This window comes from uncultured Porphyromonas sp. (assembly GCF_938039215.1).
Classification (GTDB): Bacteria; Bacteroidota; Bacteroidia; order Bacteroidales; family Porphyromonadaceae; genus Porphyromonas.
Genome location: NZ_CALHVI010000005.1, coordinates 13626 through 36247 on the forward strand (window position 1 = coordinate 13626; position 22622 = coordinate 36247).

Annotated in this window: 19 protein-coding genes; 17 read left to right on the forward strand and 2 right to left on the reverse strand. The window is 53.9% G+C overall.

Annotated elements, in window-relative coordinates; all coding sequences use genetic code 11:
- The 9 genes from Q0336_RS00610 (at nt 1) to Q0336_RS00650 (ending at nt 9200) form a co-directional block, all read left to right on the forward strand.
- Nucleotides 1–708: an RloB family protein gene (locus Q0336_RS00610; protein WP_298524256.1), complete on the forward strand. Its 708-nt coding sequence runs from the start codon at nt 1–3 to the stop codon at nt 706–708.
- Nucleotides 709–725: 17 nt separating this feature from the next.
- Nucleotides 726–1718 (forward strand): hypothetical protein, encoded by a 993-nt coding sequence (locus Q0336_RS00615; RefSeq protein WP_298524259.1) that lies wholly within the window; start codon nt 726–728, stop codon nt 1716–1718.
- A 204-nt stretch (nt 1719–1922) separates the two neighbouring features.
- Nucleotides 1923–3305: a UDP-N-acetylmuramate--L-alanine ligase gene (gene murC / locus Q0336_RS00620; protein WP_298524262.1), complete on the forward strand. Its 1383-nt coding sequence runs from the start codon at nt 1923–1925 to the stop codon at nt 3303–3305.
- Nucleotides 3302–4423, forward strand: a complete 1122-nt coding sequence (locus Q0336_RS00625) for a hypothetical protein (RefSeq protein ID WP_298524265.1) — start codon at nt 3302–3304, stop codon at nt 4421–4423. The genes murC and Q0336_RS00625 overlap by 4 nt, the downstream gene beginning before the upstream one ends.
- Nucleotides 4420–5886, forward strand: coding sequence for a cell division FtsA domain-containing protein (locus Q0336_RS00630; protein ID WP_298524270.1), 1467 nt, complete (start codon nt 4420–4422; stop codon nt 5884–5886). Before Q0336_RS00625 ends, Q0336_RS00630 begins: the two co-directional genes overlap by 4 nt.
- A 23-nt stretch (nt 5887–5909) precedes the next feature.
- Nucleotides 5910–7406, forward strand: a complete 1497-nt coding sequence (gene ftsZ, locus Q0336_RS00635; protein WP_298524272.1) for a cell division protein FtsZ — start codon at nt 5910–5912, stop codon at nt 7404–7406.
- A 29-nt stretch (nt 7407–7435) separates the two neighbouring features.
- Complete coding sequence (locus Q0336_RS00640) at nt 7436–7864, forward strand: BT0820 family HAD-type phosphatase (RefSeq protein WP_298524276.1); 429 nt, start codon at nt 7436–7438, stop codon at nt 7862–7864.
- Between the two features lie 41 nt (nt 7865–7905).
- A complete protein-coding gene (locus tag Q0336_RS00645; protein ID WP_298524279.1) occupies nt 7906–8379 on the forward strand; it encodes a MoaF N-terminal domain-containing protein in 474 nt (157 codons plus the stop codon).
- 77 nt (nt 8380–8456) lie between these two features.
- Complete coding sequence (locus Q0336_RS00650; protein WP_298524281.1) at nt 8457–9200, forward strand: DNA alkylation repair protein; 744 nt, start codon at nt 8457–8459, stop codon at nt 9198–9200.
- A 459-nt stretch (nt 9201–9659) separates the two neighbouring features.
- Here the strand turns inward: Q0336_RS00650 and Q0336_RS00655 are convergent, their stop codons facing one another.
- A complete protein-coding gene (locus Q0336_RS00655; protein ID WP_298524284.1) occupies nt 9660–11444 on the reverse strand; it encodes a tetratricopeptide repeat protein in 1785 nt (594 codons plus the stop codon).
- A 502-nt stretch (nt 11445–11946) separates the two neighbouring features.
- Here Q0336_RS00655 and Q0336_RS00660 point away from each other — a divergent pair.
- From Q0336_RS00660 to Q0336_RS00695, 8 genes are all read left to right on the forward strand, one after another.
- A complete protein-coding gene (locus Q0336_RS00660; RefSeq protein WP_298524287.1) occupies nt 11947–13488 on the forward strand; it encodes a glycine--tRNA ligase in 1542 nt (513 codons plus the stop codon).
- Between the two features lie 25 nt (nt 13489–13513).
- Nucleotides 13514–14056 (forward strand): hypothetical protein, encoded by a 543-nt coding sequence (locus Q0336_RS00665; RefSeq protein WP_298524290.1) that lies wholly within the window; start codon nt 13514–13516, stop codon nt 14054–14056.
- Nucleotides 14057–14073: 17 nt separating this feature from the next.
- Entirely contained in the window at nt 14074–14832 is a 759-nt protein-coding gene (surE, locus tag Q0336_RS00670) for a 5'/3'-nucleotidase SurE (RefSeq protein WP_298524293.1), read from the forward strand.
- A gap of 3 nt (nt 14833–14835) precedes the next feature.
- On the forward strand, nt 14836–15960 hold the full coding sequence (lpxB, locus tag Q0336_RS00675) for a lipid-A-disaccharide synthase (RefSeq protein ID WP_298524296.1): 1125 nt from the start codon (nt 14836–14838) through the stop codon (nt 15958–15960).
- A gap of 788 nt (nt 15961–16748) precedes the next feature.
- Nucleotides 16749–17705 carry an ROK family protein gene (locus tag Q0336_RS00680; protein WP_298524298.1) on the forward strand — a complete coding sequence of 319 codons (957 nt, stop codon included), beginning with the start codon at nt 16749–16751 and terminating at the stop codon, nt 17703–17705.
- A 272-nt stretch (nt 17706–17977) separates the two neighbouring features.
- Nucleotides 17978–18520, forward strand: coding sequence for an NUDIX domain-containing protein (locus Q0336_RS00685; protein WP_298524415.1), 543 nt, complete (start codon nt 17978–17980; stop codon nt 18518–18520).
- A complete protein-coding gene (locus Q0336_RS00690) occupies nt 18521–19435 on the forward strand; it encodes a sodium Bile acid symporter family protein (protein WP_298524303.1) in 915 nt (304 codons plus the stop codon). It abuts the gene before it with no gap.
- Between the two features lie 21 nt (nt 19436–19456).
- Entirely contained in the window at nt 19457–20815 is a 1359-nt protein-coding gene (locus tag Q0336_RS00695) for an alpha/beta hydrolase (protein ID WP_298524306.1), read from the forward strand.
- 570 nt (nt 20816–21385) lie between these two features.
- Here Q0336_RS00695 and Q0336_RS00705 read toward each other — a convergent pair.
- Nucleotides 21386–22438 carry an N-acetyltransferase gene (locus Q0336_RS00705; RefSeq protein WP_298524312.1) on the reverse strand — a complete coding sequence of 351 codons (1053 nt, stop codon included), beginning with the start codon at nt 22436–22438 and terminating at the stop codon, nt 21386–21388.
- Nucleotides 22439–22622 lie beyond the last annotated feature (184 nt).

Consider the following 22622-nt stretch of genomic DNA (forward strand, 5'->3'; position numbering starts at 1 on the left):
ATGGGACGGAATAATCAACCTCGTAGAGGATTCTCTAGAGGGCGTAGTATTGACACGCGTGAGATCGCTATTCGCTTCCTTATCATATCCGAGGATACGAAGTCTTCTACGGACTACTTCAAAGCCCTCATTAAGGAGGTTCAAGCAGCCTGCTCAGGGAGTGAAGTCGTAGGTATAGCTAAAGACTCGGTAGTCCAAGGCTGTGGAATGAGTACGACCCGCCTGCTAGAAGAAGCCAAAAGTATCAGGGCTAGAAGGCAAATACCCTTTGACCGTTGCTGGCTTGTCTTCGATAAGGATGATTTCCCTGATTTCAACAAAGCGATCAGAGAAGCAACAGACGCTGGGTTTGATGTTGCCTGGTCAAATGAAAGCTTCGAACTCTGGTACCTCCTCCACTTCAGGTATCAGAATACCGCTATTCCACGGGATAGGTGTACGGCAACCCTCGAGACAGAAATACAGAAGTGTAAGCCAGACTTTAAGTATGGCAAGGGTAGCTCCCCCATGCACTCCATCCTCGCTGAGCATGGCGATCAAGGGCAAGCGATAAAGAATGCTGAGAAGCTTCGGAATAGTTACCGAGATACCGACTACAGTAGTCACAATCCCTGTACGCATGTGGACCGACTCATCAAAGAGATCACTGACCCTGAAGTGCGTAAGGAGATCTTGAAGGGGAGTGGTAGTAAAGCTTCTATTAAGTAAACCAACCCAATACAGCTATGCGCAATTACCTCTATTTACTCTTGGTTCTTCTGCTTGGTGGCGGTAGTAGCTTAGCACAGACAGCCGTCACGACCGCCGCAGGACAGACCTTCCATCTAGGAGATAGCCTCACGATTGGCCTGCCCCATACACCAGGGGAGAGGTACCAAACGATGGGTTGGACTAAGGGCGATATGAAGATACCCGCCTTTGCGAAAGGTAAACTGGAGAAGCACATCATTCCCTCGAAGAAGGATATGTTCGGGGATATCATCGCCGAGCCAGATACCCTGTACTTCTTGAGCCTCCCTCAGTATCCGAAGGATAGTCTCGTCGTTTACCTCCATGAGGCCGTGCAGAAGGGAGAAATCGTGACCGCTCCCGTAGAGCACACGACTCTCTACCCAGAGGCCGTGGAGCTTCTCCCTCAGGACTATGTCCCTGCACTCATCAAGGCGGGCTACACGACGTACACGGACGTAGCGATCAAGGCATACGCTCAATCCCTGGGGAATGGCGAGTCATCGAATAGCGCTACGAACAATCCATTCGAGTACCAGCGACAGCGGGCTACTCTTCTGGAGAAGCTGAAGGAAGCCGTGGAGAAGTTCGATCTGAACCGAACCTACTATGCACGGCATCAGCTCGTCACTGAAGAATATGACTTCACACGCTCTGGCTACCCTTGGAGCGAGCTACATGGGCCTGCAGTCCCCTTCCTCTCCACTCTGGGCGACGATAAGGTCTCTCTCTACCTAGCCACGCAGCAGAGCGTCCCCTTCATCAACGTACCTGCTGAGCGATCCGAAAGCTATGAGAAGCGCTCAGAGACACTGGGGCATAATGTCCATACGCTCTATGCACGGGTTTACTTCCGATTGCTCCCAGTAGAGAGCTATACAGAAGACGGTAGCCGTGTCTACCGAACAAATATCAACTACCTCGGGCTCGACCTCTACGAATACCCGCACTGCGCCTACTATCACTTAGGTTCGGGTAAGGCGGAGTAATCCCCCACCCTATCCTGAGTACAGATAGAAGCCCAGAGGCATCAGCACGTAGCTTGTGCTGATGCCTCTGGGCTTTGTACTCCTTAGCGATTGGTATGCCCCCTCCATGCGCAAGGAGCCACTTATACGCTTAATATAAGGGTCTTGAGGCTCAGTGTTACTTTCTTTGTACCTTTGCGTAAAATGGTAAAATAGAGATACAGCATGAAGCTATACTTTGTCGGTATCGGTGGCATAGGCATGAGTGCGCTGGTACGCTACTTCCTCAGCAAAGGGGATGTCGTAGCGGGCTATGACTTGACACCTTCGCCTCTGACCAAGGCACTCACCGAAGAGGGTGCACTGATCCACTACGAAGATGATCCCGAGCTCATCCCAGAGCCCTTCCGCAGTCCAGATACTTTGGTCGTCTTCACCCCTGCTGTACCTCGAGATCATCGGGAGCTCAACTTCTTCATCAACCAAGGTAACAGGGTGATCAAGCGAGCAGAGCTCCTAGGCGACTTGACCCGCCGTGAGCGTGGACTCTGCGTCGCTGGTACCCATGGTAAGACCACAACCTCTACACTGCTGGCTCACCTCATGCGCTCGAGCCACGTAGACTGTCATGCCTTCCTCGGGGGGATCTCCAACAACTACAAGACCAACTGCCTCATCTCTGAGAAGAGTGACTATGCGGTGATCGAAGCGGATGAGTTCGATCGCTCCTTCCATCACCTCTCCCCCTACATCGCAGTCATCACTTCGGCAGACCCCGACCACCTCGACATATACCATACCCCCGAAGCCTATCGTGAGAGCTTCGAGCACTTCACCTCGCTCATCTCCTCCGAGGGTGCGCTGGTGATGAAGAAGGGCATCCCCGTGACTCCAAGGCTGAAGGAGGGTACACGCCTCTTCACCTATACCACAGGTGACGAAGAAGCAGACTTCCGAGGAGATCATATCGACATACGTGACGGACACCTCTTCTTCGACTGGCACTATCCCGCTCTAGACGGGCAGCCTGAGGGGACGCTTCACGTAGAGCTCGGTGTACCCCTGCTCATCAATGTAGAGAATGCCGTAGCGGCGATGGCTGTGGCCTACCTCTGTGGTGCTCATCTCGATGAACTGAGTCAAGGCGTGGCCTCCTTCCGTGGGGTCTACCGACGCTTCGACCGCCTCGTCGATGATCCCAGATGTGTGCTCATCGATGACTATGCGCATCACCCCAATGAGCTTGACCCCAGCATCCGCTCCGTGCGTCAGCTCTATCCCGACCGCAAGATCCTCGGGATCTTCCAGCCCCATCTCTATAGCCGTACACAGGACTTCTACCGAGAGTTCGCCCGTAGCCTCGACCAGCTCGACGAAGTGATCCTGCTCGATATCTATCCTGCTCGTGAACTGCCGATCCCTGGAGTCACTTCCCATCTGATCGCTGAGCACATGGAGCATCAAGATGTCGTTGTCCTCCCCAAGGAAGGACTCCTCCCCCACTTACGCTCCCGTCAAGAGCTCCCTGAAGTCATCCTGATGGTAGGCGCAGGAGACATCGATCGTCTCGTGCCTCAAGTCGCCGAAGAGATCCGCCAGCGCCTATGAACAAGAAGATCCTCGCTCGTAATATCCTCCTCTCGCTCCTAGCACTCGCTATGCTCGGAGCTTTGGTCTATCTGGCACTGAGCACTCCGAAGGTGACAGCCAGTGATCGCTGCCGTCGTGTAGCTATCGAGGTGAAGAGTGAGACCGGAGGCGACCCGCTCTTCCTCACCCCTGACCGCATCGCTGACGAACTAGCACGTCGAGGGATTCAGCTGCAGGGCAAGCGTCTTGACTCCATCGACCTTCGCCTCATCGAGCGCACACTGCTTAGCATCCCCATCTACAAGAAGGCAGAGGCCTTCGTAGCCCCTTCCTCCTCCTCGGTGCAGATACGCCTTACGGAGAAGTGCCCCCTGTACATCGTGCAGGAGCCTTCGGGTAAGACCTACTACGTCACACAGGGCAAGGGTACCATCAGCGTCAAGCCTTCCTTCGCCGCTTACCTACCCATCGTCTCGGGTGATGTAGACCTCAAGCAGGCTACCAGCTCCGTCTATGATCTGATGCAGGTACTGCGTGAGGATGAGTACTTCTCCAATTACTTCGGTCAGGTCTATGTGGATCGCACCGAAGGGATCGTACTCATCCCTCGTATAGGCACGACACGGGTCATCATCGGCCGAAGCCCCAACTGGGCAGAGAAGCTCCGCAAGTGGCGCATCTTCGCCGAGAGCGTACTCCCCAAACGAGGGATGAATGCCTTCTCCTATGTCAACCTCGACTACAGCAACCAAGTCATCGCCCGTGATCGCTATGCTCCCGTAGGAGAGCTCCTCGACGACGAGGGCGAAGCTATCCGCCCTCCCCTTCCCTCGCCTACTCCTTCGCCAGCGGTAAGCGCCGAGCCTAAGAAGACTCCAGCACCTACACCCCAAGCGAAGGAGAAGACTCAGACCCCAGCGAAGGCAAAAACTCCAAGCAAGGACAAGGGCAAAGAGCAAACGAAAGACAAAGGCAAGGATAAGGCAAAAGCTAAGGTCGTAGAGCCAAAGAAAGACCCTAAAAAGGAGCCAAAGAAAGAGGCAAAGAAGCCCCAAGCTCCTAAGCCTACTTCTCCCAAGAAGCCCACTAAACCCGAGCCATCCAAGAGCAAACCTAACCATCCACAAAAGAAATGAACGAACATAGGGATAGCATATATGCCGTCATCAACATAGGGAGCTCCTATCTCTCCGGGATGCTCGCCACCAAGTCACAGCAGGGACGTGTACTCCCGCTCGTGGCACACCGTATCCCCACCAACGGCTGCGTACGTCAGGGCTCTATTCACAACATCGAAGAGGCTGCACAGCGTATCGGTTCGCTCCTCGATGTGCTTAGTGCTTCGCTCCCCGAAGAGGCTAGGATCGAAGGGGTCTATGTAGGGCTTGAGTGCCGCTCCATGCGCTCCGAGCGCTACAATGCCTTCATCGACCTCGGTCCCGAAGGCTGCGTGGTGACTCCCGAGCACCTCCAGACGCTCAAGGATCAAGTCAACGATGCCAGCTATCCAGGCATGACGATCCTCTCGGTCACCGATCCTCGCTACCGCTGTGATGGCAAGCGTGAGCCTAATCCCCGAGGAGTACGCTGCAGCCGTCTAGAGGCGCAGTATCTGCTCATTGTCGCCCGACAGAATATCATCGTCAATGTACGTGAGACGATCGAGGACCGCTTGCAACTACGCCTCCTAGGTATCCTCCCCACTCCGATCGCCGAAGCCTCCGCTACGATGACGATGGAAGAGATGGCTCTGGGCTGTGCCTATGTCAATATCGGTGGAGGTACGACCTCAGTAGCTATCTATCAGGAGCGCTTCCCTGTGGCACTCTTAGTCCTACCGCTGGGTGGGAACAATGTGACACGCGACCTCACTCAGCTCTCGATCCCCTTGCTGGAGTCCGATGCAGAGCGGCTCAAGATCGAGCGTGGATCTATGAATCTCTCCATCCCGCACAATCAGGAGATCGAAGCTGTTTCTGTGGACGGTAGCTCGACCAAGCGCTTCTCCCAGCTCGAAGTCAATAGGTATGTCAGCGCCCGAGTGCTGGAGATCCTGAGCAACGTGGTCAGTATCATCCGTGAAGCAGGCTGTGCGGAGAGTATCTCCAAGGGCTTTGTCTTCGCCGGTGGCGTGACCCGCACTAATTACTTCTACGAGACACTGCGTCGCCTCTCTCCCGAGTACCGCCCCGCCTCTCTCCGCCGAGATATCTACGAGGAAGGCAGCGACAAGGAGCTTGTGGAGGGCTATATGACGGAGATCGCCCTTGCCTTCCAAGCCAAGGAGCCAGGAGTCTCCTTCGAGCTCCGTTCGCTCTCTTCACTTATGGAGGAAGAGCCTAGCAAGCCTGCTGCTGAGCCAGCCAAGGTAGCCGAACCCGAGCCTGCACAGGAGATCTTCAAGGAAGAGACTTACACCTACACGACGATCAGTCAAGTTCAGCCCCTCGATGAGGAGGATGAGGATGACTATGATGAGTACGATGATCCCCAGCCTCAGAAGACGAAGCCCAATAAGAGCAAGGGCCCTTCTATTCTGGATCGCCTCAACAAGGGCTTTAAGGATTTCTTCGGAGCAGAATCAGGTGATGACTATTAGTAGCCCATACTCTACAGACGACAATGGATACAATCGAAAGAGGAAGTTTAGCCTTCCAGTATAGCGAGAGTGAGATCAAGCAGCTCATCAAGGTCGTGGGCGTAGGTGGCGGCGGTGGTAATGCCGTCGGGAAGATGTGCACCAGTGGCTCTGTCCCTGGGGTATCCTTCCTCCTATGCAACACCGATGCTCAGGCGCTCTACCACAGCCCCGTAGAGGACAAGATCACCATCGGCCCTACGGTCACCAAAGGGCTAGGTGCAGGGGCTAAGCCCGAGCGTGCCCGAGAGGCTGCGCTTGAGAGTAAGGAAGTCATCCGCGAAGCGCTTACCTCTGGGGAGACCCGTATGGTCTTCATCACTGCTGGTATGGGTGGTGGTACAGGTACTGGTGCAGCTCCCGTCATCGGCAAGATAGCGATGGAGGCAGGGCTACTGACCATCGGGATCGTCACCATCCCCTTCCTCTTCGAGGGGACAGCAAAGATCCTCCAAGCCCTCGAAGGGGTCAAGCAGATGCGCCAGAACGTAGATGCCCTGCTGGTGATCAACAACCAGCGTCTCATCGAGGTATATAAGGACTTCACCGTCAGCGAAGCTTTCTCCAAGGCCGACGATACCCTGAGCAATGCAGCCCGTGGTATCTCTGACCTAGTGAATATCAGCGGTAAGATCAACCTCGACTTTGCCGATGTCGATACGACCCTGCGCAATGGGGGCGTGGCCGTGATCAATACGGGCTATGCTGAGGGTCCCGAACGTATGACCGTAGCCATCCAAGAGGCGCTCAATTCGCCCCTCTTGAATAACAATAACATCAGCAAGGCTCGCCAGCTCCTGATCAACGTCTATGAGGGACCTGATGCACCGCTGACGATCCCCGAACTCACGGAGCTACAAGCCTTCACAGAGGAGTTCTCTGACGAAGTCAAGACCATCTACGGTACTGCCTTCAAGGAAGATCTGGGTAGTAAGATCGCCGTGACGATCCTTGCTTCGGGCTTTGGTTTCGACGAGGACATCTTCATGCCCACGAGTGCTAAGCGCAAGGATCCGGTGACGAAGATCTCTGAGGAGAAGCAGCGGGACGAGCAGCAGCGACTCATCGAGCGTGTCTACGGACATGCAGCGACCAAGCGAAGCAAGGCCGAGCCTGTCGCCCTCATGATCGACGAGCTTGATGACGAAGACCTGCTGATCATCATCGAGGAGACTCCCTCCTACCGCCGTGATCACCGGATCTTTGAGAGCAAGCGTCTAGAGAAGAGCTCCGATCGTGCCATCCGCATCGCTCATCAGGGGGCGGGAAATAGCCTCCGTGATCGTCAGGAGCGTAGTCAGCTCTCTAGCTTTGAGCTACGTACTCCCCAGCCTGAGGAGTCTCAGCGCTATACCTCGCCTACGACCTTCACGACCAGCTCTGAGGTCAAGCCTTCGCCCAGTGTGGAGGCTACTCCCACCGACAAGGGTACGGAAGAAGACGAACCAGCGGACAATGTGATCCGCTTCTCTGGCTTCTGATCCCTACTCCTTCACTTTACTACTAACCAATGATCATAGCTGTAGACTTCGATGGCACGATCGTACGCCATCGATACCCCAAGATAGGTGACGAACTCCCCTTTGCTACCGAGACCCTTAGGATGCTCATCCGCGAGGGTCATCGACTCATTCTCTGGACGGTCCGTGAGGGTAAGCTCCTCGATGAAGCCGTCGAATGGTGCCGGGATCGTGGAGTGGAGTTCTATGCCATCAATCGAGACTTCCCCGAAGAAGATGCCACGGGAAGTGGCTTCTCTCGTAAGCTCAAGGCCGATCTCTTCATCGATGACCGTAGCTTCGGAGGTCTCCCCGATTGGGGCACGATCTATCACCGCATCCGCGCTGGGAAAGCGCTGGATGGGGCTTGGCATCTCTTAGCTCTCGAAGAGGAAGAGGATAAGCGGGGCTTCTTCGCCCGCCTCTTCTCTCGGCGCTAGTCTCGGGCTACAGACTATACGACTCTACTTCTCCTGCTACTATGCGTATCCGTTTCTTACTTTGCTGGATGAGCCTCTTGGGCCTCCTCGCTGCTTGCTCTTCGGGCTCAGGCTCGAAGAAGCATCGGACGGGTCAGGTACAGCGCAAGGAGATCCAAGCTACAGACACGACCCTTGTAGGCAAGCGTCTCTATCTGGAGTTTGCCTCGAATAGTTCGGTCGTCGAATACCTCTCCCCCCGCTATCTCTTCTGGAGTAGTCAGGACTCTGTACACGGCTACAAAGAGGGCGAGGACACCTATCATGCTGTGCGTATAGGCACGCATGTCTTCTTCGTCAACTGGGTAGAAGACGATGGGACGACCGTCAGTCAAGTCTTGGATCTCAAGGAGCGCACCTGTCAAGCCTTCCTCACTTCCCACCTCTACTCAGACAAGGAGAGCGATAGAGGCACCATCACCCTCAAGGGCACGATCTCTAGGATAGAAGACTCCAATCACCTACTACTCGACTAATCCTCACCCCACCTCGCTGGCAGCGAAGCCAAAGGTGGGGTTTTCTTTTTCCTCCTCTTTCACCTCTCCTCAGTCTTATGTCTAGTGTTTATCGGATCGATGATCGAAGCATCACGGAGCATCTCCTCGAGCTCGCTCAGCGGGGCAATAAGCCCTTCACCGAACGTCTCCATCCTGGTATCCCTGGGGTGCTAGGGGTAAGGCTCCCTGACCTCCGAGCACTCGCCAAGCACATCGTGCGAAGTGGTAGCGCTTCGGCATACCTTGAGGAGGCTGAGCGAGGTGAGCGCTCCCCCAGAGAGGACTTCATGGAGGCTCGTATCCTCCATGGCTTTGTCCTCGGGATGCTCCCCGTGGATGACTTCCCCGCCTATCTAGAGCATCTGGAGCGCTGGGTGCAGGTCATCCACTCGTGGTCGGTCTGTGACTCCTTCGCTCTACCCCAGTCGAAGAAGCTCCTCAGGGAGCACGGAGGAGAGCTCTGGGATTTCTTCGTCCCCTACCTCCAGCACAGCCAGGAGTATCGGGTGCGTTTCGGCGTGGTAGCCCTCATGCAGTACTTCATAGATACCGAGCACATCGGCGAGCTCCTTCCCCTCTATTTAGCGGTCAAGAACGAAGGCTACTACGTGCAGATGGCTCTAGCGTGGGCTCTAGCGGAGTGCTACACCTTCTACCCCAAAGAGACTCACCCCTACCTCGCTGATCGGCGCTTCACCCCTTGGGTGCACAACAAGGCCATCCAGAAGATCTGCGAGTCCCGCCGTATTGATCCCGAGGTCAAGGCTCTACTCAAGACCTTTCGGGTGAAGGCGGGCTAAACCCACTGCCTCCTACCCGTTCCTCATCAAGGGGGATGCTTCGACAGCTGTCCGAGGCATCCCCCTTGCCTTTTCTCCTTCTCCAAGCACGCTGATACCTAGGCTTATATAGAAGTATTTGGGCGAAGAGCTTAGCCCTTCTCCTCAGTACTTGTTATTCGTCCCCTACCCTTACTATTGTTACCTCCCGTGGAGCACTACTAGCGCCTCCTTACGGGATGAACGAGCATCTCCTCCAGAGCTTCATGTAGCACTCCATGCAGGGCTAAGAGATGATACCACAAGATTTACAGATGTCACCCTCAAATGCACGAGGAGAGAACCTAATCTACGGTACTCCTCACAAGCCTCTTAACCTAAATACTAAAGCTACAAGCAAGACATTATACTTCCTATGGGGAAGTTCTATCCAATAAAACAGGAAGCCCAAACGGCAGGCGACAATCACCTCTTAACAAACTACTCTATAGAGCTCAAAATCTTCCGAGCTCGGGGATGCTCGGGATATCTGTCTAGGATTGCTTTTGCCTCCTCTAGATATTTCCTCTGCCTATCCAGTAAATAAGCGCCCATTACAAGGATCTCGGCATAGTCGATTTCGTAGGGGATGGGATGACTATGAGCTAGTCTCTGGTAAATATCGTACGCCTCTTGGTAAGCTCCCTCTGCATCCTTTTCTCTCTCGAGTTTAATATAGAGGAAGACAAGGTTATAGAGGGTCATCGCCACTGCTGGAGTGTACGCCTCGGGATTGCGAGAGGCCAAAGAGCGACGAATCTGCAAAGCCTCCTCAAAGTAAGTCTGAGACTGCTCAAAATTATGGGTATCGCTGAGTAAGGCACCCAAGTTATTAAGGGTTGCAGCCACTGCTGGAGTGTACGCCTCGGGATTACGAGAGGCCAAAGAGCGACGAATCTGCAAAGCCTCCTCATAGTAAGTCTGAGACTGTTCAAACTCATTCGTGTCTCTGAGTAAGGCACCCAAGTTATTAAGGGTCATCGCCACTGCTGGAGTGTACGCCTCGGGATTACGAGCTGATAAAGAGCGATAGAGCTGTAAGGCCTCCTCGTAGTAAGTCAGCGACTGCTCAAACTCATTCGTGTCGCTGAGTAAGATACCCAAGTTATTAAGGGTCATCGCCACATCTGGAATGTAGGCCTCAGGATTACGAGAGGCCAAAGAGCGATAGAGCTGTAAGGCCTCCTCATAATAAGTCTGAGACTGCTCAAACTCATTCGTGTCTTTGAGTAAGGTACCCAAGTTATTAAGGGTTGTAGCCACTGCTGGAGTGTAGGCCTCGAGATCATGTTCAGCCAAAGAGCGAAGGACCTGTAGTGCCACCTCGTAGTGGCTTCTAGCTTCGTTGAAGTTATTGAGGCTTTGAAGCAAGTGAGCATACTCGAAGTGATGATCTACCGTAGGAGCCAGCTCAATCAGACGCTTGTAGAACTTGCAAGCCTCCCCGAAGGAGAACTGGAGTTGAGCTCCCTCAATCAGCTCCTTGAGGACTTTGATCTCGCCCTCTCGTGCTTGCTCCTGGTACTTCTCGTAGACAGCAGTTAGGCTTTGCTTGCTCTCGCCAGTTAGTACTCTTTTAATCTCCTCTAGGGTCTCAGCAAGATAGTTATATCCGGCCTCTCTTAGATGTCTAGCTTCTTCGTCAACCCTGTCGGTATACTCGAAGAGAAATCGGACAAACTCTAAGACGAGCCCCTTCACTCTCTCTGAAGGAATACGTTTCTTCTTGAGCATCTCCCCGAGTGTCGACTCTGTCTGCTCAAGTCCTTCCTTGAGTGGAAGTTCCTTGAGCAGAGCTTGAAGTTCTTCGGGAGACATGTCCTCTTCCTTCAGTGTACTCATGATGCTCTGTAATAAGTCTTGTGTCTTGTGATGCTCTTGAAGATCCCGCACCCCTTGTTCTTCCAGCTTGTCTGCTCTGAGCATCATCAGGTAGTTGTGGGCAGCTGGTTGCTCGCTCAGTCTTCTCTGGAAGAAGTCAATGAATGCTCTGGTATCCTCATCAAGATCTTCGTAGCTTGTTGCACTTTGGATATATTCCTCCAATGCATTCCTTAGACGGAGCTTATCGTTCGTAGTGGGGTCGTGCTCGGACCAATCACTAAGTGCGAGATCAAAGGCCTCCGTAATGCCACTATCAACTTCTGAGGTGTAGAGCTTCTTGAGCCGAAGTCCAACTGGTAAAAGTACTTTGAGAGCATACTCTCCGAACGTAACGAGATCCATTGCGTAATGATGTTATAAGGATTAGATGACTCAAAGGTAATGTGTTTCCTAAATAATAAGAAGTGTTACTAATAGATCTCTCCCAGACACATGCTCCCTCCACTCGATAGGCTATTCCTCAGCAAGGAGGTCCATGCCTCAAATCCTCTTGACATGAATCGCCGTCTATCCCCCTTTTAGACTGATAGTCCCTTCATCTAAGTCTGGAGAAGCAATAGTCTTCAGCCTGATAAATAATACCCTCAAGGAGCCGCTAGTAGTACCCCACAAGGAGCAACAGTAGTACCCCTGAAGAGGCGCTAGTAGCACCTCTCGGGAAGTACCAGTAGCGCCTCTCGAGGAGAGAACAAGCTTCCCCCACAGAGCTCATGGGAGCGTTACACGGGCGCTAGCGAAGCAAGTAGTGGATAATATGTACCTTTGTGGGCTGTGCGTCCTCCGTGGTCGCTACAGAAATCCATTAGTACAATCCAATAGCTAAATAGAATACAACGATCTGCTCATGGCACAGCAAGAAGACCTCTTCAAGAAGGTAATCGCCCACTGTAAGGAATATGGTTTCGTCTTCCCCTCCTCCGAGATCTACGACGGTCTGGGAGCCGTATATGACTACGGTCAGCTCGGGAGCGAACTCAAGAACAATATCAAGCGCTACTGGTGGGAGGCCATGACCCTCCTTGCTCCCAATGTCGTAGGGATCGACTCAGCTATCTTCATGCACCCCAAGATCTGGAAAGCCTCGGGCCATGTAGATGCTTTCAACGACCCCCTCATTGACAACAAGGACTCTAAGAAGCGCTACCGTGCCGATGTACTCATCGAGGATCACCTAGCGAAGATCGAAGAGAAGATCAATAAGGAAGTAGCCAAGGCAGCGAAGAAGTTCGGTGAGAGCTTCGACGAGGCTCAGTTCCGCTCGACCAATGGCCGTGTCCTCGAGTATCAGGCTAAGTGGGATGAAGTGCACACGCGCTTCGCCGAGGCGATGAACGCTTCGGACCTCGAGGGTCTGCGCCAGATCATCCTCGACTGCGAGATCGTCTGCCCTGTCAGCGGTACACGCAACTGGACAGAGGTGCGCCAGTTCAACCTGATGTTCGCCACCGAGATGGGCTCCACGGCCGAAGGCTCGATGAAGGTCTACCTGCGCCCCGAGACCGCTCAAGGGATCTTCGTTAACTTCCTCAACGTACAGAAGACGGGTCGCATGAAGGTGCCCTTCGGGATCGCTCAGATCGGGAAGGCCTTCCGCAACGAGATCGTCGCCCGTCAGTTCATCTTCCGCATGCGCGAGTTCGAGCAGATGGAGATGCAGTTCTTCGTCCGTCCTGGCGAGGAGCTCCAGTGGTTCGAGTTCTGGAAGGATCTTCGTCTGCGCTGGCACAAGGCCCTCGGTCTCGGCGACAAGAAGTATCGCTACCACGACCACGAGAAGCTGGCTCACTATGCCAATGCTGCTACCGACATCGAATTTGAGATGCCCTTTGGCTTCAAGGAGGTAGAAGGTATCCACAGCCGTACGGACTTCGACCTGAAGCGTCACGAGGAGTTCAGTGGCAAGAAGATGCAGTACTTCGATCCCGAACTCGGTGAGAGCTACGTGCCCTACGTCGTAGAGACTTCCATCGGGGTAGACCGTATGTTCCTCAGCCTCCTCTGTGGCTCCTTCGAAGAGGAAGCTCTGGAGGGTGGAGAGAAGCGCACGGTACTTCGCCTGCCTGCAGCCCTTGCCCCCGTCAAGCTCGCTATCCTGCCTCTCGTGCGCAAGGACGGTCTTGACGACAAGGCTCGTGCTATCTACGACGAACTGAAGTTCGACTTCAACTGCCAGCTCGACGAAAAGGATTCTATCGGTAAGCGCTACCGCCGTCAGGATGCCATCGGTACGCCCTTCTGCGTGACGATCGACCATCAGACGATGGAGGACGGCACCGTCACCCTGCGCCATCGTGACAGCATGCAGCAGGAGCGAGTAGCTATCGAAGCCCTCTCCCAGCGCCTCCACGAAGCGACCTCCCTCAAGAGTCTCCTTCGCAAGATCTAACCCCCTCACCCTATCACCTGCCTCTATGACTAGCAAGACTTTACAGAGCCTCCTCCTAGGGAGCCTCGCCCTCATGTCCCTCGTTGGCTTCTCGAGCTGCAATAGCACCATCGATATGGAACAAGAGCGACGCAGTGAGAATGAGCGGGCCTTCCGTAGCTTCGCTGACAGTGCCTATACACGTGTCACTGTACCCGGCATCGGAGGCAGCGCCTTCGTCTACATGAAGGTAGAGAAGGAGGGCGACAAGAGCATCGATGTAGACTACACGGATGCAGTCCAGCTCTTCCGTGATACCTACCGTACCACCGACTGGATCAAGGACAAGCTCCAGGCTACCCGTCTGCGTCAGACCCTCGACCTCAATGCTATCGATCAGGAACCCGTGGCGAACCTACCCGTAGGTCTACAGATCGCCGTGCAGAACCTCCACCAGGGTGCTGAGGCCACCATCGTCATCCCTTGGTACCTCAACAATACGACCAGTACCTCTGAGCGTACCGACAGCTATACTTCTCTCTACTATCGTGTCCGTCTGAAGAAGGTCATCAAGCCCTCTACTAAGTAGGACCTAATCAACACTGAATGCATATACTTCTGAGTAATGACGATGGCTTCCGAGCCGCAGGGATCCAAGAGCTCGCTACGGCTATGCTCTCCCTAGGTAGAGTCACTATCGTCGCTCCAGATGGACCACGGTCGGGTTTCTCTGGCGCTATCACCACGACCCAACCTCTACGGCTCAAGCACCGCCACAGCGACGGGGATCTCGAGATCTACAGCTGCGAAGGTACTCCCGTAGACTGCGTGAAGCTCGCTCTGAATACCCTCTTCATCGACCAGCGTCCTGACCTCATCATCTCGGGCATCAACCACGGGAGCAACGAGGGCATCTGCGTCAGCTATTCGGGCACGCTAGGCGCTGCTCGTGAGGGCTGTATCTACGGTATCCCTTCGCTGGCAGTATCGCTCGATGACACGGCTTGGAAGCCTGACTTCACCGCAAGCATCGCTTATACGCTTCGTGTGGTAGAGCTGATGCAGCACACCCGCCTGCCTTGGCAGACGATGCTCTCACTCAACGTACCCAAGACCGAGCCCCTAGGACTCAAGGTCTGCCCGATGACCGTAGGCCGCTTCGTTGAAGAGTTCGTACACTCTGAGGATGGCAAGGGGAAGAAGATCCACTGGCTCACGGGTCGCCAAGATCCAGGTCAAGATCCCAGTACGGGCGATTGGCACTACCTCCAGGAAGGCTGGGCTACGCTCACGCCCCTGCAGCTCGACTGTACGAACCATCGCTGGATCGAGGAGCTGACCACGCTGGCACAGACACAGCACTAGACTATGCGCTACTTCTTAGTCGCAGGCGAAGCCTCTGGTGATCTGCACGCTTCAGCGCTCATACGAGCACTGGGGGAGCGTGATCCAGAGGCTTCGTTTGCCTTCATGGGTGGGGACAAGATGCAGGAGGCCTCCGGTGTCGCTCCCCTCGTTCACTACCGAGAGGTAGCCTTCATGGGGATCGTCAGCGTGCTGAAGAACCTCCGCAAGCTCACCCGTATAGGTCATAGGGTGCAGGAAGCGATCCGCTCCTTCCAGCCCGATGTGGTCATCCCCGTAGACTACGCTGACTTCAACTTCCGCTTCATCCTGCCCTTTGTGAAGCGTCAGCTAGGCATCCCCATCGTCTACTACATTCTCCCCAAGGTGTGGGCATGGCGCTCGAGTCGGGTGAAGACCCTTCGGCGCTACGTAGATCTTAGCCTCAGTATCCTTCCCTTCGAAGTAAGCTACTTCGAGGAGCGTGGCCTAAGGACGATCTATATAGGTAACCCTTGTGTCGATGCCCAGCTAAGCTATCTAGAGGCTCATCCCGAGCCCGTCGGGCGGGAACAGATGATCCTGCTCGTACCAGGGAGTCGCCGCTCCGAACTCCAGCACAACCTCAGTGAGATGCTTCTAGCGACAGCACCCTATGCCTCCTCAGGCTGGCAGGTCGTCATCGCTGGAGCACCAGGACTTACGGAGGAGGATTATCGTCCCTACCTCGGTGCTTATCCCGATACGCCCATTCTCTTCGGGGACACATACGGGCTCATGAGGCGAGCTCATGCCGCCCTCGTCACCTCGGGTACAGCGACTCTCGAGGCAGGACTCTGGGGTCTTCCCATGGTCGTCTGCTATCGGATGGGAGGTAAGCGAATAGCTCGATGGATCTTCGAACGCTACTTCCAAGTAGATTACTTCTCGCTGGTCAATCTCATCCTCGGTAAAGCTGTCGTCCCCGAGCTTCTAGCCGACCGAGTGCATTCGGCTCAGATCCTCTCTACCCTCACCTGTATCCTCCCCGAAGAGGCACCTGCACGTGAGGCGATGCTTCATGATCTCAAGGAGCTCCAGAGCCTCATGGGTCGAAAGAAGAGTGCACCCCGAGCAGCTGAAGCCATCCTCAATTTCCTCCACCAATAGGATACTGGACTTCTTCCCTAAAAGTACTACCTAAGTCTCGGCTCAGAAGCTCCATAGTTCTAGCTTTGGAGCTCCACTTAGAACTAGATCTAAAGATCAGTACCTCTAGCCATAGAACTCTAGGTAGAACTGAATGAAGAAAACAACGCTTCTAGCTTTAGAGCCCTATCGCTCCCTAATTATCAGCCCACATCGTGCTTGTCATGATGTGGGCTGAGTCTTTTGATGAGACCAAAAGTAGGGGTGTATAGGTCGCTCTAGAGGGTGTATAGCCGTGGGATAACCTTGGGATAAATTCACTCCCCCTCAAGAGGTCGGAAGACCCCTCCCTAGGCGTACCCTCGAGGGTGTAGATAAGTCACCCGTTTATCCCAACGACATACACAGCAGCTTATCTACTCCAAGCTCTTCTTCCTCCCCCCGAGCTGTGGACTATCTCCGCTTATTCCCCTCCAGCACCGATACAGAGGGCGAAGTCTCCTGTGTATCGTCTGTGGGTAGGCTACGGATAGCTTTAGGATAAGTACGTGTATTCCCTTACCCCTCCCCAGAATCCCCCACCATGCTTACCCACGATTCCACAGCCTATATTAACAATAGGGTATATAGAGATTATATATTCTTTCTCTCTTTTATACCCTTATATTAAGCTCGGGGGATAAGTGCTGGGCCAAGGGGAAGAGCCTCTCCGAAGCTCTAGGTACTTCCCTCACGGCTGATCCGCGAAAACTACTATCTTTGTTCCTAAGAAGAAACTATTTATCTCACAGTAGACACATCATCAACTCATGGAAAAACCCTATGTAATAGGTGTAGACCTCGGAGGCACCAACACGGTCTTCGGTGTCGTAGACGCTCGTGGTAACGTCGTCGTCAATGCTTCGATCAAGACGGGGACGCACATCGATATCGAACTTTACCTTAATGATCTCGTCGCCGGTATCAACATGCTCATCGAGCAGGTAGGTGGCAAGGACAAGATCCGTGGTATCGGTGTCGGAGCTCCTAATGGGAACTACTTCAACGGCTGCATCGAGTTCGCACCTAACCTCCCTTGGAAGGGAAAGATCCCCTTGGCTCAGATGCTTCAGGATCGTCTGGGTATCCCCGTCGCTCTGACCAATGATGCTAACGCTGCTGCTATCGGGGAGATGACCTATGGCGCTGCACGTGGGATGAAGGACTTCATCGTCATCACCCTCGGTACAGGTGTCGGTAGCGGTATCGTAGTGGGTGGACAGCTCGTCTACGGGCACGACGGCTTCGCTGGAGAGCTCGGTCACATGATCGTACGACGCAACGGTCGTATGTGTGGCTGCGGTCGTCAGGGCTGTCTCGAGACCTATACCTCCGCTACGGGTGTAGCACGTACGGCACGTGAGTACCTCACCATCCGCTCCGACGAGAGCAAGCTCCGTGAGCTGGATATAGACAAGATCACCTCTAAGGATGTCTTCGATGCAGCCAGTGCAGGCGATGCGCTTGCTCTGGAGATCTTCGAATCAACGGGGGCTATCCTTGGTGAGGCTTGCGCTGACTTCGTCACCTTCTCTTCTCCCGAAGCGATCATCTTCTTCGGTGGGCTTACCAAGGCTGGGGACCTCCTGATGAACCCCATCCGTCACCACATGGAGAAGAACCTCCTGAAGATCTACCAAGGCAAGACCAAGCTCCTCGTCTCTCAGCTCAAGGAGAGCGATGCTGCAGTCCTAGGGGCTAGTGCCCTTGGCTGGGAAGCAAAGTAGATCTAAGCCTCCGATCTATCCCGAATAGAAATACGAATGAAGTAGAAGAGCTAGTCCCGACTAGCTCTTTTACTTTTACCCACTCCCCTCCCCTTCACCGCTCGCCTAGACTGAGCCCCGTACCCTCGCTAAGTAGGGCACTCACCGCTCGCTAAGTAGGAAGATCTGTACCCACCCAAGCGAAAGACCGACACTCGTCCAGCTGGATGAGCTGTCTTCGCTTCCTCCGAATAGCTATCCGCTCTCTAGGCTCAGCCTTCATCCTTACCTCTATGATCCAGCATCCGCTCTCGAGCTTCACTTTCTGCCCTCGCTGTGGGGCATCAGGGCTAGAGCATATCCATGGGCGTGCTATCCACTGCCCGAAGTGTGACCTCTCCTATTACCACAATGTAGCAGCAGCCGTCGCCTGCTTCATCCTCGACGAGGAAGGGCGACTACTCACCGTACGTCGCTCTAGAGAGCCCGCACGAGGCACGCTAGACCTCCCTGGAGGCTTCGTAGACCCCGAGGAAGGGGTAGAGTCCGCCGTGGTAAGAGAACTGCGTGAGGAGACGGCTCTAGAGGCTAAGTCGGTGCGTATGCTCTTCTCCCTACCTAATATCTACCCCTACTCGGGCATCGATGTCTATACGGCAGATATCTTCTACCGTGTAGAGGTGGTGAGCTTCGAGGGAGCTCAGGCCCTAGATGATGTAGGCGAGCTGGTCTTCCTCCGCCCTGAGGAGCTCCGAGCTGAGGACTTCGGTCTTCGCTCCATCCGTACCGCTATCGAGCGGGTGATCGCTGATCCTTCACTGCTAGAGGTTAAGTAAATGCTTCGGGTCGATTGGCACAGGCTCAAGGGCTATGCCCCACTCTGCTTCATCACGCTGGGGATCGTGCTCTGGCGGGTGACAGCACCCTTTGCGGTGATCCTCCCTTGGATCATCTCGGCGATGCTCTTCTTCGCTGTGCTCAATATGCCCCTGAGAGCCGTGGCACCCCGACCGAAGCACCTTGTCCTGCTGGCGCTACACCTAGGGCTCGGGGGCGGGCTGTATCTCCTGCTCTCCCTCTGGAATCCCCTCATAGCTACGAGCCTCTTCATGTGCTTCCTCGCTCCAGCAGCTACGGCAGCGGGGGCGATGACTAGCCTCATGGAGGGGGATACGGGCTTCGCTACGGGCTATACGATACTGACGCACGGGCTGATCTGCTTCCTCGCTCCCTTCCTACTTCCTCTGCTGGATGATCACAGCCAGCTCCCCTTCTGGACGCTCTCGGGGCAGATAGCCCTTCTGGTAGCACGTATGGTCATCCTACCCATCACGCTCGCTTGGCTCGTGCGCTATCTGATGAAGCGTCGGGGGCGAACGCCAGGGCCACATCGTACCCTGACCTACTGGCTCTGGCTCTCTTCGCTCATCTTCATTCTCGGGAAGGCCGTAGCCTTCGTTTCCGAAGAAGGGGGAGGTAATCCCCTACTCCTCGTAGCCTCGTTTGGGGTGGGCTTCCTTGCTTGCGCCTTACAGTTCACCCTAGGCCCTCCCCTATCGAAGTGGATAGGGGTCGAGGAGGTCGCCTGCAGACAGGCTATGGGGCAGAAGAACACGGCCCTTACCCTCTGGCTCTGCATCTCCTTCATGCACCCCCTTGTAGCTCCTGGGATCGCTGGCTACATAGCGTGGCAGAACTTCTTCCTTACCTACTATATGAATCGCTACCTACGGCAGTCGACTCGCTCCTAATTCACCTATTCTTTTGCAATAATGAGACGTATCTTTCAGCTACTCTGTGTGCTCCTCTTCCTTCCCCTCGCTTTAGCAGCGCAGACCTCCCTCAGTGGAGACTGGGAGGGGAAGCTATCCCTCCCTATGGGGAAGCTACGACTCATCCTTCACCTTACCGAAGAAGCGGGGCGCTGGTCGGCTTCTCTGGATAGCCCCGACCAAGGTGCTTATGCCCTGCGTGCCGATGAGGTAGAGGTGCGGGGAGATAGCCTATTCCTCCGACTCAATGCCCTTCATCTTCGCTATACGGCGCTGAGGGACGGGGAGGATCAGCTGGTGGGCACCTTCGAGCAGGGCGGTATGAGCCTTCCCCTCTCGCTTCGACGGGTGGCGAAGGCCGAGGATACTAAGTCCGCCCCCACTACGTACACTGAGGAGGAACTGACGATCCCCGTATCGGGCTCTTCCGTCGTCCTATCTGGTTCGCTTGCCCTTCCGAAGGAGGGTAAAGCCCCCTACCCTACGCTCATCCTCATCACGGGCAGTGGTCCTCAGGATCGGGATGAGACGGTCTTCGGTCATAAGCCCTTCCTAGACATCACACGGAGGCTCACGGAGGCGGGCTTTGCCGTCTTCCGCTACGACGACCGAGGTGTAGGTAAGAGCACGGGGATCTTCATGGCCTCGCATGTGCAGGACTTCGTACGGGATGCCGAGGCGGCGGTCAAGGCTATGAAGGAGCACAAGGCAGTGAATCCTCAGCGAATCTTCCTCCTAGGCCACAGCGAAGGGAGCTATATTGCCTCGAAGGTGGCAAGCCAAGACCGCTCGCTTGCTGGTATTGTCTCGCTCGCTGGTCCAGTCTTTGGTATGGATCGGATCCTAGCTGATCAGATGGATGCCCTTAGCCTGCTGGGAGGAAAGAGTGACGAGGAGCGTGCCACCCTACGCAAAGGGAACCTTGAGGTCTACGGCCTAATGCAGGACAAGCGCCTTTCGCTTGATGAAGTGAAGGCGAAGGCCTCTAAGGTCGTCGAGCGACTCCTCCCTGTCATGACTTCGGATACAACGATGTACGCTACGATACGCACGCAGATCATGGGGCAGTTCACGCCCTATCTACGGGAACTTCTTCAGCTGGATATTGAGGGGACATGGCGCTCTGTTCGCTGTCCCGTCATCGGGCTCTTCGGGGAGATGGATAAGCAGGTCTTACCCTCCAATGCTACGGAGCTCCTTCGTCTCCAGCCCAAGGCCAAGGTGAAGGTCTTCCCCAAGCTCAATCACCTCTTCCTCCCCTCGACTACAGGTTCGCCGATGGAGTACCCTACCCTTCCCAAGGGCTTTGATCCTTCGGCCCTCGACTACTTAGCTACTACCCTACGCTCCCTCCTCTGAGACGAAGGAACCTCCTCCCCTATTCATATACCCCACTAACGACCCATCATGGGTCGCCAAGGTGACCCATTCATGCCTCCCTCCGGTGACCCATGAATGGGTCTCTTTTTACCCCCATGATTTTGCTCTCAGTAAGACGAAGTATAATAGTTAGGAGTAAGTCCTTACAAACAGCAAGCCCCTAATGCTGATCAGCATTAGGGGCTTGCTCTTAATCTTCTTTAGAGGTAACAGAAGGATTGCGGAGGAGTGGTGTTGGGATACTTATCTGCTAGCCTTTTAGGAGTACGATAGGGATGGAATGCTTTTATCTCGATAGCGTGAGCGTGGGATCTCTCTGAGAAGTATGAGAGGAAGAAGTCTTCACTAATACCTGACTTTTCTTTGGTACGCTCCCAGAGAGCCTCAGGCGTATCAGTTAATAGTTCGCCTACCTCTATCTCTCCGACGATACGACAGACGGGGCTTGAGGCATAGACCACGATACGTTTGATACCTGTTCGCTTGTATAGGACTCTGCGATACTCAAAGCACTTAGCTCCCGAAGCAATCTGCTCGACGAACTCTGGCTTAATCGATAATAAAACCTTTACTGACATTTCCTTTGCTAAGAATATACTTGAATTGTTCGTTTGCTAGAGGAAGGAAGCCCCAGCGTAGCTGTCCATCCATACCAGCTTCCTCTATTAGGCTTTTTCTAGTGACTCTCTCAGGGAGGGCACAATTATAAAGCATATGGATGATATAGAAGTTCTGCCTCCCAAAGAAGTGTGTCAATTCCTCCTTAGAGAAGACGCTATAGGGATACACATCCTTGAGGAAGTCCTCACATGAGCGCCAGTGACCTTTTGCAACTACACTGGTTACGGTGCAGATGGAAGTTACTACGCTTCTGTAGTGGGTAGGAGCTTGCAGGTCACTCGTTCGATAGATGGCGAGGAGGTCACCTCTCTTCAAAGTTGTGATCTCTTTATTCCACGAGATGTAGACCTTTCGTATGCTGTTCGTGTGTGAGCAATCTTGAATGAGCTCTTTTGAGCGTGCCTGCTCGTTGTTCAATATAGAATCTGGGAATAGTCTCGTATGATACTCAGGCATCACTGAAAGTAAGAATGCTCGTCTGTCTAAGCTAAAGCGTGGGTAATCAAGCTTGATATCTCCTGTAGAAGAGTTCATCTTCTTGATGAGCACGACTTCATCATTCTTCCGTCCGTACATCTGAAAGCCATAGGTCTGCAGGAGTTGGATAAGCTGTGTGTGCTTTGGGAAGGTAGTTAGATAGATCTCCTCAAGATTATAGGAAAGGGCTTGGTCAAATATGATTTTCAGAGCACGTTCACCCAGCTTTGTTTGGTGAGCTTCTATCTTAAGTGTCCCCACTTTGAGTAGACGGCAAGGGTCAATCGGAGGCTCGACATCATTGATGAGCTGATTAATCTCGCTTTTGATGAAGATGAAAGCTTGTAGTCCTTGGTCTCCATATAGGACGAAAGCTTGTCTGCCCTCGTCAGTTTTGCGCCTATACCAAGCATCAAAACCATCATAGTCCTGACGTAGGCTATCAAAGAAATGATCTCCTAGATCAATTTCCTTTAAAAGCTTGTATTGAAATAGTGTCTTCATTCGTGCCGTTTACTACTCAACAAGGCTACTAAATTTAGTTCATCAGTCGAATAAATTAGCCTCTTATTCAGGAATGTAGTTACCTCCCTACTCCAGTCTACAGAGGAGTATGTCTCTAGCAAAGAAGGCGTATAGATAGGAGGGCAACCGCTAGCACTTCTGCGGTCGCCCTTAAGGGGATATT

Excerpts from the sequence above, each read along its gene's own strand:
- murC (WP_298524262.1), top strand. The coding sequence starts at position 1,923 with ATGAAGCTATACTTTGTCGGTATCGGTGGCATAGGCATGAGTGCGCTG.
- Q0336_RS00615 (WP_298524259.1), top strand. The coding sequence starts at position 726 with ATGCGCAATTACCTCTATTTACTCTTGGTTCTTCTGCTTGGTGGCGGT.
- Q0336_RS00655 (WP_298524284.1), bottom strand. The coding sequence starts at position 11,444 with ATGGATCTCGTTACGTTCGGAGAGTATGCTCTCAAAGTACTTTTACCA.
- Q0336_RS00665 (WP_298524290.1), top strand. The coding sequence starts at position 13,514 with ATGACTAGCAAGACTTTACAGAGCCTCCTCCTAGGGAGCCTCGCCCTC.
- Q0336_RS00685 (WP_298524415.1), top strand. The coding sequence starts at position 17,978 with ATGATCCAGCATCCGCTCTCGAGCTTCACTTTCTGCCCTCGCTGTGGG.
- Q0336_RS00680 (WP_298524298.1), top strand. The coding sequence starts at position 16,749 with ATGGAAAAACCCTATGTAATAGGTGTAGACCTCGGAGGCACCAACACG.
- Q0336_RS00690 (WP_298524303.1), top strand. The coding sequence starts at position 18,521 with ATGCTTCGGGTCGATTGGCACAGGCTCAAGGGCTATGCCCCACTCTGC.
- Q0336_RS00645 (WP_298524279.1), top strand. The coding sequence starts at position 7,906 with ATGCGTATCCGTTTCTTACTTTGCTGGATGAGCCTCTTGGGCCTCCTC.
- lpxB (WP_298524296.1), top strand. The coding sequence starts at position 14,836 with ATGCGCTACTTCTTAGTCGCAGGCGAAGCCTCTGGTGATCTGCACGCT.
- Q0336_RS00660 (WP_298524287.1), top strand. The coding sequence starts at position 11,947 with ATGGCACAGCAAGAAGACCTCTTCAAGAAGGTAATCGCCCACTGTAAG.
- Q0336_RS00610 (WP_298524256.1), top strand. The coding sequence starts at position 1 with ATGGGACGGAATAATCAACCTCGTAGAGGATTCTCTAGAGGGCGTAGT.
- surE (WP_298524293.1), top strand. The coding sequence starts at position 14,074 with ATGCATATACTTCTGAGTAATGACGATGGCTTCCGAGCCGCAGGGATC.
- Q0336_RS00640 (WP_298524276.1), top strand. The coding sequence starts at position 7,436 with ATGATCATAGCTGTAGACTTCGATGGCACGATCGTACGCCATCGATAC.
- Q0336_RS00695 (WP_298524306.1), top strand. The coding sequence starts at position 19,457 with ATGAGACGTATCTTTCAGCTACTCTGTGTGCTCCTCTTCCTTCCCCTC.
- Q0336_RS00705 (WP_298524312.1), bottom strand. The coding sequence starts at position 22,438 with ATGAAGACACTATTTCAATACAAGCTTTTAAAGGAAATTGATCTAGGA.
- Q0336_RS00630 (WP_298524270.1), top strand. The coding sequence starts at position 4,420 with ATGAACGAACATAGGGATAGCATATATGCCGTCATCAACATAGGGAGC.
- ftsZ (WP_298524272.1), top strand. The coding sequence starts at position 5,910 with ATGGATACAATCGAAAGAGGAAGTTTAGCCTTCCAGTATAGCGAGAGT.
- Q0336_RS00625 (WP_298524265.1), top strand. The coding sequence starts at position 3,302 with ATGAACAAGAAGATCCTCGCTCGTAATATCCTCCTCTCGCTCCTAGCA.
- Q0336_RS00650 (WP_298524281.1), top strand. The coding sequence starts at position 8,457 with ATGTCTAGTGTTTATCGGATCGATGATCGAAGCATCACGGAGCATCTC.